This window comes from Clostridium sp. chh4-2 (assembly GCF_002899675.1).
Taxonomy (GTDB): Bacteria; Bacillota; Clostridia; order Lachnospirales; family Lachnospiraceae; genus CHH4-2.
Genome location: NZ_PKUU01000022.1, coordinates 19,463 through 35,212 on the forward strand (window position 1 = coordinate 19,463; position 15,750 = coordinate 35,212).

Genomic DNA, 15,750 nt, shown 5'->3' on the forward strand with positions numbered 1-15,750 from the left:
CCACCTGGGCTTCCCCTTCTTTCCGGCGTATCTTAGTTAACTAAATAAAGATTTGCAATAGTTTTCTGATGTGAAAAGGGACACCGCACTTGTTAGTGCGGCGCCCCTTTCAGACTTTTAATTAGGATTCTTCATCCTTTTTCTTTGAAATTGTCAGATATGCTGCCAACAGCATTCCGGAAAGCATTGCTAATACTGCATTCATTCCTACCTGATTTCCGGTCTTAGGAAGTGCTGCCAACGGAACTTCTCCGTCATCAATCAGGATGTTTTCACCTGTTGTGATGTCATTTGGCATGCTTGCTAATGGAACGTCAGTCGGATTGATCGTTGTGCTTCCAGGACCGTTTCCGGTATCGCCGCCATTGCCGTAGCCTGGGGTAGTGGTGCTGCTACCGCCGCCACCGCCACTGCTTGAGCCGCCTCTGGATGTGATAGTAAGAGTACCGTTTACATAAGCAATCTCATAGTTTCCGGTTACATCTTCACCGTTTGCCATAATCACTGCATCGCTGGCTACATTATCGCTGGTTCCGACAGTTGTCTGGCTTCCTGTTACGTTTACATCAACCAGCTGCTGTCCTTCTGCAAGAGAACCGCTTGTGATCTCTGCTGAGGTGTTGGTAACTGCGCTGCCGTCATAGCGTTTGCTTGCGCTTCCTGCTGTAATGGTTAACGGACGTTTGTTAATTACTACTGTTCCTGTTACAACTGCGGTTTCCACATAATTCGGATTTGTTGCTTTTACATATACCGTATGAGTTCCGGCTTCTGTAAATACAGGAGCGCTGCTGCTGAAGTTCTGATTATCGGTCGAATATAACAAGGTAGATCCATCTCTCAAAGCTTCCGCAGTCTTTAATCCATAGGCTGTTCCGTCATAAGTGACTGTCTGACTGCCGACATTAACTGCATTCTCAGTAGATGCGATAATATTCAGTTTTCCTGGGATTACCTCTACAGTGTAGTTGCTGTTTCCTATAAATACTGCAGTTAACGGAATATCATCTCCTACATTTTCTTTTCCCGGTTCAACCCGTTGGTAGGTGATTTCTCCTAAGTCACCGGTATTTACTAATCCGGTTACACTTCCGCTAAATATAGGGTCCTGAGAACCGTAATCCTTAGTATAAGAGTCCACCGTAATGGTAACGCCCTTTGGAATCACCTGAATTTCAACATCTGTTGTCAGCAGATCGGTATAGCCAGTCTTTACTGCCTTTACAGATACTGTCTTAGTTCCATCATTTACATCAGTTACGCTTGGCGCTTCTGTGGTCCAGTCTTCATTTCCGACTTTGTAATAGATCGTATAACCTTCTGCGCCTGATACTTCTGCTTTAGCCTTATGAGCATTTCCATCATAGGTCCAGCTTCCGCCTTCTGCATCCAATACCGCAGATTCATCGGTTGCTGTGCGGATTTCAAAATTGCCATTTACTACTGTTACATCATAGTTTGCATTTGATTCAAATTCGGCCGTCAGAACTTTCTCATAAATACCAACCGTACTTTCATCACTGTTTCTGTAGTAGCTGATTGTTCCAAGATCTCCATCATTTACAAGACCTTTGTGGGTTTCATCAACTACGATGAATCCGGTAAAGTCAGGATCTGATGCATCAAAGTATTTCCATGCGTCATTTACCTGAATGGTGATCGGGCGCGCCGTGATGCTGATTTCCACATTCTCTGTGTTCAGTTCTGTATAACCTGGTCTGGTTGCTTTAACCGATACCACCTTTGTGCCTTCTGATACTTCGGTTACGCTCGGTGCATTTGTAGTCCAGTCGCCGTCTCCCACCTTATAGGAAATGGTGTAGCCCTCTGCTCCGGTTACCTCTGCTGTCGCTTCGTGTGCTGTTCCATCATAGATCCAGCTTCCGCCTGCGGCTGTCAGTACAGCGCCTTCTACTGTTGCTGTTTTAATCTCAAAGTTACCCTTTTGTACCGTTACAAGGTAGTTTGTATTATCTGTATAGGATGCAGTTAAAACTCCCGGGTATACGCCTACTGCTTCTTCACCATTCATTCTTACATATTTGATCGTTTCAAGATCATTGGCATCTGCCAGGCTGCCTTTGATAATTCTTCCTGTAAAATCAGGATCTTTTTCATCAAAGAACTTCTCTGAATTATCAACCTTAATGATGATTTCCATTGGCGTGATCTCAATGGTTACTTCTGCGTTTACATCCTCATAGCCTGCTTTTTCTGCTTTTACAGATACTGTCTTCCTGCCTTCTGAAACAGTGGTTACACTTGGGGCCTCTGTTGTCCAGTCGCCCTCCCCCACCTTATAAGAGATGGTATAACCTTCTGCTCCGGTTACTTCTGCAGTAACTCCATGGGCCTTTCCATCATATACCCAGCTTCCGCCTTTCGCATCCAATGTTACGCCCTGGCTGCTGGCTGTTTTGATTTGGAAGTTTCCTTTAACAACGGTTACATCATAGTTGTTATTTTGTGTATACTCTGCGTTCAGCACCTGTTCATAGGTTCCGACACTCGTATCAATGTCTTTGTTGTCCCTTACAAATGTAATGGTTCCAAGATCGTTTTTACCTACCAGCTCACCGCTTGAAATTCCGCCGTTAAACTCCGGATCTTCCTCGTTAAAGAATTTCTCTCCAGGTTCTACGGTGATAGTAATTGGACGTGCTGTTACCTTGATTGTTTCCGGATCAGCTGTCAGATCAGTATAGCCAGTCTTTACAGCTTTAACAGCTATCGTTTTAACACCATCATTTACATCCGTAACGTTAGGAACTTCTGTAGTCCACTCACCGCCGTCTACCTGATATTGGATCGTATAACCATCCGCTCCGGTCACTTTTGCCTTTGCTTCATGAGACTCTCCATCATAAATCCAGCTTCCGCCTTCCAGGGTCAGCTTTGCATTTTTATCTGTCGCTGTTTGGATTATAAAATCACCCTTTATAACGGTTACTCTGTAGTTGCTATTGGCTGTATAAGCTACATTTAAGACATCATTATAAGTTCCTACATCTTCAACACCTTTGTTATCTCTTACATAAACAACAGTTTTTAAATCATCCTTATTTACAAGCTTACTTTCATCAAAATCGCCGGTAAAAATCGGATCATCCTCATCATAGAACTTAAAGCCATCATTTACGGTTATTGTTAATTCACGTTCTGTTACCTGAATTGTTTCCGGATCAGCTGTCAGATCGGTATAGCCATCCTTTACGGCTTTGACAGATACGGATTTAATTCCGTCGATTACATTCGTAACCTTAGGAACTTCTGTAGTCCAGCTTCCGTTTCCTACTCTGTAGTAAATTGTATAACCTTCTGCTCCGGTCACTTCCGCTTTTGCTTCATGCGCTTTTCCATCATAGATCCAGCTTCCACCTTCCAATGTCAATTCCGCATTTGCGTCTGTTGCTGTACGGATTTCAAAGTTACCCTTTAATACTGTCACAGAATAGTTTGCATTTGATTCAAATCCGGCCGTCAGAACTTTTTCATAAATACCAACTGCACTTTCATCACTGTTTCTGTAGTAGCTGATTGTTCCAAGATCTCCATCATTTACAAGACCTTTGTGGGTTTCATCAACTACGATGGATCCAGTAAAGTCAGGATCTGATGCATCAAAGTATTTCCATGCGTCATTTACCTTAATGGTGATCGGGCGCGCCATGATGCTGATTTCCACATTCTCTGTGTTCAGTTCCGCATAGCCCGGTCTGGTTGCTTTAACCGATACCACCTTTGTGCCTTCTGATACTTCAGTTACGCTCGGTGCATTTGTAGTCCAGTCGCCGTCTCCCACCTTATAGGAAATGGTGTAGTCCTCTGCTCCGGTTACCTCTGCTGTCGCTTCGTGTGCTGTTCCATCATAGATCCAGCTTCCGCCTGCGGCTGTCAGTACTGCGCCTTCTACTGTTGCTGTTTTAATCTCAAAGTTACCCTTTTGTACCGTTACAAGGTAGTTTGTATTGTCTGTATAGGATGCAGATAAAACTCCTGGGTATACGCCTACTGCTTCTTCACCATTTATTCTTACATATTCGATCGTTTCAAGATCATTGGCATCTGCCAGGCTGCCTTCGATAATTCTTCCTGTAAAATCAGGATCTTTTTCATCAAAGAACTTCTCTGAATTATCAACCTTAATGATGATTTCCATTGGCGTGATCTCAATGGTTACTTCTGCGTTTACATCCTCATAGCCAGTTTTTTCTGCTTTTACAGCTACTGTCTTCCTGCCTTCTGAAACAGTGGTTACACTTGGTGCCTCTGTTGTCCAGTCGCCCTCACCCACCTTATAAGAGATGGTATAACCTTCTGCTCCGGTTACTTCTGCAGTAACTCCATGGGCCTTTCCATCATATACCCAGCTTCCGCCTTTTGCATCCAATGTTACGCCCTGGCTGCTGGCTGTTTTGATTTGGAAGTTTCCTTTAACAACGGTTACATCATAGTTGTTATTTTGTGTATACTCTGCGTTCAGCACCTGTTCATAGGTTCCGACACTCGTATCAATGTCTTTGTTGTCCCTTACAAATGTAATGGTTCCAAGATCGTTTTTGCCTACCAGCTCACCGCTTGAAATTCCGCCGTTAAACTCCGGATCTTCCTCGTTAAAGAATTTCTCTCCATGTTTTACGGTGATTATAATTGGACGGGCTGTTACCTGGAGTGTAACTCCATCTGCTGTCAGGTCTGTATAACCCTCCTTTATTGCTTTAACAGATATTGCCTTAATTCCATCGTCTACATTAGTAACGCCAGGAACTTCCGTCGTCCATTCTCCGCCGTCTACCTGATAATAGATCGTGTAACCGGTTGCTCCGGTCACTTCTGCTTCCGCTTTATGATTGTCACCATCATAGATCCAGCTTCCGCCTTTTAATGTCAGTTCTGCATCTGCATCTGTCGCTGTCATGATTACAAAATCACCAGGATAAATCATTACATCGTAGTTTGTATTTTCCTTATAACGAGCTGACAATGCATCAGGATACAGACCTACTTTCTCATCTTTATTGGTGCGGTAATATGTGATGGTTCCAAGATCATCTGATCTTATAAGTCCTTGATCTTCAGTAGCCTCCAATACGTGTCCGCTAAATTTCGGATCGTTTTCATTATAAAATTTATAAGCTTCGTTTACCTTGATCGTCACCGGTCTTTTTGTAATGCGGATATCCACGTCTTCTGCTGTCAGGTCTTTATATCCGGTTCTGGACGCTTTCACAGATACAGTCTTCGTGCCTTCCGACACGTTGGTTACTTCCGGCGCCACTGTTGTCCAGTCACCCTTACCGGTTTTGTAATAGACCGTATAACCTTCTGCTCCGCTTACAGCTGCGCTTGCTTTATGGGCGTTTCCGTCATAAATCCAGCTTCCGCCTTCTGCTGACAATACTGCGCCTTCTATTGATGCGGTAAGAATCTCAAAATCTCCCAGCACTACCGTTACATCATAATTCAGATTCTTCTTGTACTCTGCGCTCAGGACATCTTCATAAAGCTTTACTGCCTGATCCTGATTCGTCCTTACATATTTGATAGTTCCAAGATCATCTGCATTTATAAGGCTGCCTTCCGGCATTTCACCGGTAAACGTTGGATCATCGGCATCAAAGTATTTCCAGGCGTTGTGTACGGTTATGGTTACTTTCTTCGCAGTAATCTGAATCGACGTACTGCCTATCAGATCTTCATATCCAGTTTTCACTGCCTTTACTGCTACCTGTTTTTCTCCATCTTCCACATTCTTTACGGTTGGTATGGTTGTGCTCCAATCACCCTCGCCGGTCTTGTAGTAGATGGTGTAGCCTTCCGCTCCGGCTACTTCTGCGGATACCCCATGGTCTTTTCCATCGTAAGTCCAGCTTCCTCCGCTTACATTCAGCTTCGCATTTTCATCCTTTGCTTTGGTAATCTCAAAATTACCCTTTTCTACCGTTACAAGATAATTTCTATTATCTGTGTAATTTACAGACAACACTTGCGGATAGGTTCCTACCTCTTCATTGTCTCTCTCCGGCAGCTGGATTCTGTAGCCGGTAATCTCTCCCAAATCTGAGGAATTCACCAGCTTATATTCTGATGTTACGCTCCATTTGAATTTCGGATCATCTGAATTAAACGCTTTGCTGTCATCCTGAACCTTGATCGTCACCGGACGTTCGGTTATGGATATGGTTACCTCATTTGATAAGATATCTTCATAGTTTGCACGGGTTCCTTTTGCCTGTACCGTAATGGTTCCCTCTTCAACATTGGTTACACTCGGTACATCCTTAGACCAGGTTGCTCCGTTGTCCGTTGTATACCAAATGGTATAATTCTGAAGCGCATATTTGATCTTATCCAGAGTGCTCATATGAACTTTAAATGCGTTTCCGTTATATACCTGGCTTCCTCCAACGATTTCAAGCTCTGCTGCGCTGTCTGCCGCCTTGGTGATTGTAAAGTCTGCAGGAGTTACTGTTACATCGTAGTTAGGATTCTTTGTATAGGTTGCATCCAATACGCCTTTGTAAGTTCCTACATTAACATCCTGATCTTTATTTTTTCTTTCATAAGAAACGGTGCCTATTCCTACCGGATCATTTTCAACCAGCCCTTTAACGGTTCCGCTAAAGGACGGATCATCTGTTCCATAAACCTTTCGGCTGTCATTTACTTTAATTGCGACATCCTTCGGAGTAATGGCAATGGTCTTGTCTTCTGCCTCCAATGGATAATAACCCTCTTTGGTTGCACGGAAGGATACGGTAACAATTCCGTCTTTTACATCCGTTACGGCCGGCTGTTTTGTTGTCCATTCGCCGTCCCCTACCTTATACTCGATTGTATATCCGTTGGCTCCGGTTACATTCGCACTGGCTGAATGTTCTTTTCCGTCATAAGTCCAGCTTCCTCCGGTTCCAATTAATTTGGCTTTCGTATCGGTTGCGGTATTAATTGTAAACGTTCCTTTTCTAACAGTTACGTTATAGTTGTCATTGGCTATATAGGCTGCATTTATGAAATCCGGATAGATGCCAACGGCTTCAACTGTTATATCATCCCTTCGATACTCAATCGGGCCTAAATCATTACTATTCACAAGCGTACCGCTGGTAATACCTCCGGTAAAGGTTGGGTCATCTTCACCAAAGTCCTTTTCCTTGTTATCCACGGTTATCGTGATTGGACGCGCTGTTATTTTAATTGTCTTTGGTTCCTCTGCTGTCAGATCGGTATATCCTGTCTTTACAGCTTTTACAGCTATAATTTTTTCTCCATCTACTACATTCGTAACACTAGGAACTTTTGTCGTCCACTCTCCGCCGTCTACTTGATAATAGATCGTAAATCCATCTGCTCCAATCACATCAGCCTTTGCTTCATGTGTTTTTCCGTCGTAAGGCCAGCTTCCGCCTTCCAAAGTCAATTTTGCATTTTTATCTGTTGCTGTTATAATTTCAAAATCGCCCGGTTCAATGGTAACAGTATAGTTTGTATTCGGTGTATAATGAGCCGACAACATATCAGGATACTTACCTACCGCTCCTACGTCAGCATTGATTCGGTAATACGTAATATCAACCAGATCTTCTGCTTTTATAAGTCCCTGATCTTCTGTAGTTTCCAACACATATCCACTAAACTCCGGATCGTTTTCATTATAAAATTTAGAAGCATCGTTTACCTTGATCGTCACCGGTCTTTCCGTGATACGGATATCCACATCTTCTGCTGTCAGGTCTTCATATCCGGTTCTGACCGCTTTTACAGATACAGTCTTCGTGCCTTCCGACACGTTGGTTACTTCCGGCGCCACTGTTGTCCAGTCACCCTTACCGGTTTTGTAATAGACCGTATAACCTTCTGCTCCGCTTACAGCTGCGCTTGCCTTATGGGCGTTTCCGTCATAAATCCAGCTTCCGCCTTCTGCTGACAATACTGCGCCTTTAATTGATGCGGTACGAATCTCAAAATCTCCCAGCACTACCGTTACATCATAATTCAGATTCTTCTTGTACTCTGCGCTCAGAACATCTTCATAAAGCTTTACTGCCTGATCCTGATTCGTCCTTACATATTCAATAGTTCCAAGATCATCTGCATTTATAAGGCTGCCTTCCGGCATTTCACCGGTAAACATTGGATCAGCGGCATCAAAGTATTTCCAGGCGTCGTGTACGGTTATGGTTACTTTCTTCGCTGTAATCTGAATCGACGTACTGCCTATCAGATCTTCATATCCAGTTTTCACTGCCTTTACTGCTACCTGTTTTTCTCCGTCTTCCACATTCTTTACGGTTGGTATGGTTGTGGTCCAATCACCCTCGCCGGTCTTGTAGTAGATGGTGTAGCCTTCCGCTCCGGTTACTTCTGCGGATACCCCATGGTCTTTTCCATCGTAAGTCCAGCTTCCTCCGCTTACATTCAGCTTCGCATTTTCATCCTTTGCTTTGGTAATCTCGAAATTACCCTTTTCTACCGTTACAAGATAATTTCTATTATCTGTGTAATTTACAGACAGCACTTGCGGATAGGTTCCTACCTCTTCATTGTCTCTCTCCGGCAGCTGGATTCTGTAGCCGGTAATCTCTCCTAAATCTGAGGAATTCACCAGCTTGTTTTTTGATGTTACGCTCCATTTGAATGTCGGATCATCTGAATTAAACGCTTTGCTGTCATCCTGAACCGTGATCGTCACCGGACGTTCGGTTATGGATATGGTTACCTCATTTGACAAGATATCTTCATAGTTTGCACGGGTTCCTTTTGCCTGTACCGTAACGGTTCCCTCTTCAACATTGGTTACACTCGGTACATCCTTAGACCAGGTTGCTCCGTTGTCCGTTGTATACCAAATGGTATAATTCTGAAGCGCATATTTGATCTTATCCAGAGTGCTCATCTGAACTTTAAATGCTTTTCCGTTATATACCTGGCTTCCTCCAACGATTTCAAGCTCTGCTGCGCTGTCTGCCGCCTTGGTGATTGTAAAGTCTGCAGGAGTTACTGTTACATTGTAGTTAGGATTCTTTGTATAGGTTGCATCCAATACGCCTTTGTAAGTTCCTACATTAACATCCTGATCTTTATTTTTTCTTTCATAAGAAACGGTGCCTATTCCTACCGGATCATTTTCAACCAGCCCATTAACGGTTCCGCTAAAGGACGGATCATCTGTTCCATAAACCTTTCGGCTGTCATTTACTTTAATTGCGACATCCTTCGGAGTAATGGCAATGGTCTTGTCTTCTGCCTCCAATGGATAATAGCCCTCTTTGGTTGCACGGAAGGATACGGTAACAATTCCGTCTTTTACATCCGTTACAGCCGGCGGTTCTGTTGTCCATTCCCCGTTTCCTACCTTATACTCGATTGTATATCCCTTAGCTCCGGTTACATTTGCGCTGGCTGAATGTTCTTTTCCATCATAAGTCCAGCTTCCTCCAGCTCCAATCAACTTAGCCTTTGCATCAGTTGCTGTTTTAATTGTAAATGTTCCTAGATTAACAGTTACAAGGTAGTTAGAATTAGCTGTATAGGATACATTTAAAACTCCTGTATAGGTTCCAACAGTTTCAACCCCAGCGTTATCTCTGACATAAATGACCTCTCCCAAATCATTTTTATTTACAAGGCTTTCCGCATTAAAATCTCCGGTAAATGTTGGATCCTTTTCGCCAAAGAATTTTTCACTCGGATCCACGGTTATTGTGATTGGACGCGCTGTAATGCTTACCTGAGCTTTATCACTCCAAATCGCCGTTCCATTACGCGTGACACGAACATCTACATTATATGTTCCCACATTCGTATAGGAAGGATTCGTACTGCTCCATGAAGCGTTTGGTCCTTTATATTCTATCGTATCTGATTCAAGAGCTCCTGTTACCGTCACGCTGCTGGCAATACCGTCATACACTTTCTCAACGCCGCTTACTGCTAACTTAGATGTGTCAGCAGTCCATTTTGCGTATACAGTTACATTGCCGATGCTTCCTGCAGCAATTCCTGTTTTTTCATCTCTGAAAGTAGTATTGTCTGTATACCACCCTTCAAATATATATCCATCCCGTTCTGCCGGCTCAAATGTAATGTTCTGGCTTTCTATGGTATATGATCCTGGATTCTTAGAAGAGTTGGTTCCTCCATTGGTTACATAATTGATGGTGTAAGTCACCGGATTCCAAACCGCATACAATGTCAGAAGATTGCCCGAAGGATACGTAAGGTTTTTTCCGGCTAAAGCATTAATCTCAGATGTACCGGCTTGATTACCGTTCCATTTTACGAATTCATAGCCTTTGCTCTGTGGTATTTGACCTGGTATCTCTACTGTTTCTCCGTTTAAATACTTCAAACCGTCTTGATACTCACGTCCTGCTGTTACTGTCGTAAATCCAGTTGGAATATTCCATGTAGCATTTGATTTGCCTTTTGGATTTAAGTTGTATCTTAAAATGCCGGTTTTTTCTTCAAAAACAGCCGTATATGTTGCATTCTTCCACTGCCCTCCGCTTTGAGCCGGAGTGTAGGAAAGATTATCAGATACCTTCTTTCCGTTAGAATCGAACCATCCTTTAAACACATAATTGTCATTTGCTGTTGCAGTAGAACCCTTTGCAACTCCATTGATCGGAGCCAAGGTTTCTGAATAACTGGTTAAGGTACCACTGCCTTCCGGGGATACTTTATAGGTTATGGTTGCCCTCGCCTTTGTCACATAATGTCCATAAAAGGTTGTATCATCATTTAATTTCGTTTTATTATTGGAAAACGTGACTTTTTGTGTGCATGCTTCATCGGCATACCATCCGTCAAACTCATAATCTTCCCAATTATAGGAAATATTTTGCTGAATCTGGCCCTCTCCTGAACCATATGTTGGCTGAAGCAGGTATCGGTACTCAGTTCCTATTTCTTTTGGATAATTTAAAACGAGTCCGAATGAATCGCTGCCCGGATGCTTTGCTTTAAAATTCACGTTGACTTTATTATCAATATACAGAGTGGCAAATCCATCCACATGATAGCAGGCAGCTGAGGTTATTGTTGTATTCCCATTGTTTGCACCCGATGAATCTATAATATATCCCCAGTCAACAGAATAGGTTCCGGTGGCGCCTGTGGTAGCATACGTATAGTTTTCAGGCTTTCCGTCTCCATTTCCATCATATTGAATAGTCGGATAGCTCGACGGATACTTTACGATCTTTGTCAGGTCTGTATATTTTTGCTTACTTGCAGAGGGTCTATTCACTCCGGTTATCGCGTTCTCAACTGTATCCACATAATACCATGCATTCGTATAGTTTATGGTCTCATTATTTTCCGTACCTGGTTTTCTGATATAGAAATATCCCTTATACTTCGTATCCCCATTAACAACCGTAACGGTAAATATCTCCGACTTATTTGATCCGGATGCAGTTTTATAGGAGCAAGTTATCCTCGCCGTACCAGTTTTTTTTGAACTAGCAGTCACTGTAGCGCTGTAACCATCTGAACCTTTACTAACTTTGGCAATATTTGAGTCTGATGTGATCCAGCTGTAATTGCTTCCATCCGTAGTATCACAATATAATTTCTTTGTACTGCCTAACTGCAGCGTTGCCACATCGTTCTGCGTCTGCTTTGAATCTGTAGAACCAACGATAACATAAATAGAAAAATGTGTTGCATCGAAATCCACTTCATCAACGCTGTTCTCGCCTGCAACGTCAACGGCCTGACGGCCCTCGTCATCTAACACAAGATCTGCCGCTGTTACGCTGGCAGCCGTCACTGCCTCTAATGGTTCAGGAGCTTCTGTATCCGCGTGAAGAACTTCGATGGTTTCCGCTTCTTTACTGTTTTCTTCTATTTTATTACCGGAAAAGCTGATCTTAACGAAATTGTCATCTCCAGCCCAGTCATTTTCCAGTTTCTTGCCGTTATGGATCAGGTTGATGTCATATGCCAGAACAGAAGTTACTTCTTTCTCTCCCTGTGTCTCAGACTCAATCTTTTCCTTAACCGCCTCTTCTAACTGGGTTGTAACTTCTTTGACATCCAGTTTTGTTCCTTCCGGAATAATGCCAGGAAGAGCTGTAGCCGTAATGGTAACGCCCTTAACCGTTACTGATTCATTCAGTCCCGGATGCTCACCGACCTCGGACAAGGTCACTTCAATATCTACATCCTCTGTCACACCATCAACTGTATAATACAGAATTCCGGAAGCATTGGATTCAGAAGCTTCTTCTGCTTCTTCTAAGCTTACGCCGTTTGCAGTAACTTCCTCAATCTCATAACCAATCTGAGGTCTTACTCCAAATCTTATGCTTTCACCCTCTAAAACCGAACTCTTCTTATTAATAATGTCTGCGCTGCCCATTGGGTCGATCATGTAGCTGATAGAGTAACCCTCTATTTCGGCATCAATATGAAGTGCATTTAATGTGGTCTTAAATGCTCTTGCGTATGCTTCTTCGCCCAATTCTATCTGGTTGTATGTAGTTCCGCTGATGCTTCCGCCATGATTTTCATCATCCAGCTTCTCATCGATAGGAGTTACATCATCAATAAGTTCAATTCCATCATAATAATCTTTATCTTCTTCAATAATATATTCATCCGGATCTTTGGCAGGTGCCGCAGTTGTTTCTTTCTCCGGCTGAACTGTTTCAGTGATTGACTCAGTTGTTTCCTGACCGTTAGCTTCAACAGATTCTGCAGTCTCATTGGTTTCGGAAGACTCCTCCGGCTTTGCTTCTGCGCTTTCTTCCGTCTCAACAGTCTCTGATTTAGTAACTTGGGTTTCTGATTCAATTTCTGCTGCTGTCTCTTCTTTTGTTTCTTTAGTTTCCGGTTCGGTCTCTGCTTCTGTCTCAGGTTCAGCCTCTGCCTCTGCTTCCGTTTCAGGCTCTGCCTCAACTTCCGCATCAACTTCTTCTCCCTCAGGAGCTGCTACTATGGAAACTACATTTCTGGACTTGCTGAGGGTTACTTCCTTCTCTTCTGCCTTTGTCGTCTCCGGTTCAGTTACCTCTTCGGTTTCACGCTCAGTTTCCGGTTCTGCTGCCTCTGTTGTTTCCGGCTCTGTCTCAGGCTCTGATGCTTCTGCCGTTTCCGGCTCTGTCTCAGGCTCTGATGCTTCTGTCGTTTCTGGCTCTGCTGCAGATTCGCTATTTTCCACTGAAGTTTCAGACTCCGCTGCCTCTGTACTTTCTTCCAGAGATGCTTCTGTAGATTCTGTCTCAGAACTGTTGGGAACTGCAATTGTCTCTTCCGGTACAGTTTCTTCTGTTGTCTCTTCCACAGCTGGTTTAGATTCTTCCACAGGAGTTGTCACTGCCGGCTGATTCTGAACACCTGACGTATGTCCGTCAACGGTTACTCTGGAAGTAATATATCCGTCCACATCCGCATAAAATTGGATTCTCTGTTCTGAGCTGTTAACAAAAAGGAAGATCATTTCCTCATTACCGGTAATCTGATAATCCTCTTCCTCCATATTATCAACACGGATGAAGGTACGCAGTTCTGCACCTTCCGGTATCCCTTCGTCATCCATATTCGGGTATATTTCATAAACATATCCGTCGCTGAGCAAACGTTCATACTTTGACATCAATGTCGCATCTTTGGTATTCATCTCCAACGACGCTAAGTCAAATATACCTCCTCCCTCAATCGCCTCCTGGGCTGCTTCCCGGATGTCTTCACCATTCAGGTGGAATGTCGCACTTGCAGTCGGAACCGCATTAGCTGCAAGAGCCACGCTGACATTGTTTCCCACATTCGTGAAAAACATCATGAAAGACAGCATAAACGCCAGAATGCGTTTGTACTCATGTCTGATTTTCCGGCACACGCTCGTGCCTCTTAACTTTTCTTTCATACTGTTTTCTCCTTTTCCCTTACCCGGATTGGTAAGAATATCTTAATCCTATCATTCTATTTAGCCTAACTGTTATTGAAATTTTTGCATTGATTCATAACGTTTCCTCAGCTCCTGTTCCCCCATCTTTTTATAACACAAATACTATATTCTTAATAAGTATAACAGGTTTCAGTTACAATAGGGTTACAAATTCTTATTTTATTAAGTTTTTCTTTCGTAATCGTACGTTTTTTTACATTTTGTATAAATATTTTATTTCAAGCTCATTTCAATTTTTATTTTTATATTATTTCTGCTTTCCTAATTGTGTTCATCGCCTTTTTTGCACTTTTTCATACAGGCTCGTACATCAAAAAAGTACTGTAAAACCAATGCAGTCCTTACACTCCAGACAACACCACTTCCACAGTACTTCTCATCTTTTACCGCTCTCTCATATATTTTCGAAGACAGCTTATGACTAAATAACTTCCATAAATGATTCCAATATAAATATTCGCCCAAATCACCCAAAACAGCATCTTCAAGCTCCAGCTGGTTAAAACAATGCAGATCAAAAGATCTGAGATTAAAAATATACTTACTGGCTTAAAGACTCCCTTTACTGTTTTTTTCGCATTCTCCCCGTTCTGTTGCTCCACAATTTCATTGGCGCATTCCCCCATCTCAAAAAACTCATTGGGTGAAATATGATACAGTTCACAAATTCCTTTCAGATAAACTCCATCCGGAGCGCTTTTTCCCGCTTCCCATTTCGATACAGTCTGCCTGCTGACTCCCAGAAAATCAGCTGCCTCCTGCTGTGTGATTCCGGCTTTTTGGCGATAATTGAATAAATTATATGCCGTCCTGTCATTTTCTTTATTGTCCACCGCTCATCCTCCATTCCGCCATTTGATAGAATCTGCATACACGCTTTTTCTAACATTCTTAGTAATCTCATGATATCATGCGACAAAAAGAACAGCAAGAGACAGACCGTTGCGTCATGTCAAAATCCGTTGCCCCCTACAAATTGGCGTTCTAAAATTGTGATTTAACGGGGTTGTGAAAGATACGCACGGAATGGGGAGGCGGAACCGGGAGCCGAAGGTCGAAGGGGGTGTCCGGGTCAGGGGAAGGAAGATGCAGCCAAATGGGATCGTATGGAACCCCTTTAGAACTACTTAGGCCCGTAAGGACAGAACGAGGCAGGCCAGCGCCATTCGCAGTGAACTCTTGATGACTTCGCTGCTCAGAGGCGCTTTAAAAACTGAGACGGAAATCAGTTTTTACCTGCCTCGTTCTGCCCTTACGGGCCTAAGTAGTTCTAAAGGGGTTCCATACGATCCCATTTGGCTGCATCTTCCTTCCCCTGACCCGGACACCCCCTTCGACCTTCGGCTCCCGGTTCCGCCTCCCCATTCCGTGCTGATTTTCGCTAGCCTAGTTAAAAACAATGTTATGTATCGGTATTTACATAAAGCCAAATTTACCTAGATTATGTAGGGATTTTCAGAAATGACTTCAGGTTTTACTTTAAACGTCAAGGCATTTCACGAAAAGACCTCACCCTTTACATTAAATGGTGAAGGCATTTCTGAAAAAGACTTAACGGTTGATATAAAAATTTACTTTCCCATCCACCAAATCTTTTTTTCCTTAGCTAGCCAAGCACCAGCCGGAAAGAAGGGGAAACCTGGGCGGGCGGCGGACATTGAGAAAGACAGGGGATCGTGTGCAGCCCCTTAGTGATACTTGGCCGGCAAGAGTGGAAAAAGGCAGACAAATACTGAAATCCGAATCAGTATTTGAGGCGCCCTTGAGCGATGAAGTCATCAGGAGTTCATCGCGAATGGCGCCGCGCTGCCTTTTTCCGCTCTTGGCGGTCTAGT

2 protein-coding genes are annotated in these 15,750 nt (G+C 43.2%); both read right to left on the minus strand.

Annotated elements, in window-relative coordinates:
• Positions 1 to 121: 121 nt before the first annotated feature.
• Positions 122 to 13,873: a doubled motif LPXTG anchor domain-containing protein gene (locus C0033_RS20125; protein WP_103229700.1), complete on the minus strand. Its 13,752-nt coding sequence runs from the start codon at positions 13,871 to 13,873 to the stop codon at positions 122 to 124.
• Between the two features lie 425 nt (positions 13,874 to 14,298).
• On the minus strand, positions 14,299 to 14,748 hold the full coding sequence (locus tag C0033_RS20130) for a helix-turn-helix transcriptional regulator (protein ID WP_103229701.1): 450 nt from the start codon (positions 14,746 to 14,748) through the stop codon (positions 14,299 to 14,301).
• Between the last annotated feature and the right edge of the window lie 1,002 nt (positions 14,749 to 15,750).

Excerpts from the sequence above, each read along its gene's own strand:
- C0033_RS20125 (WP_103229700.1), bottom strand. The coding sequence starts at position 13,873 with ATGAAAGAAAAGTTAAGAGGCACGAGCGTGTGCCGGAAAATCAGACAT.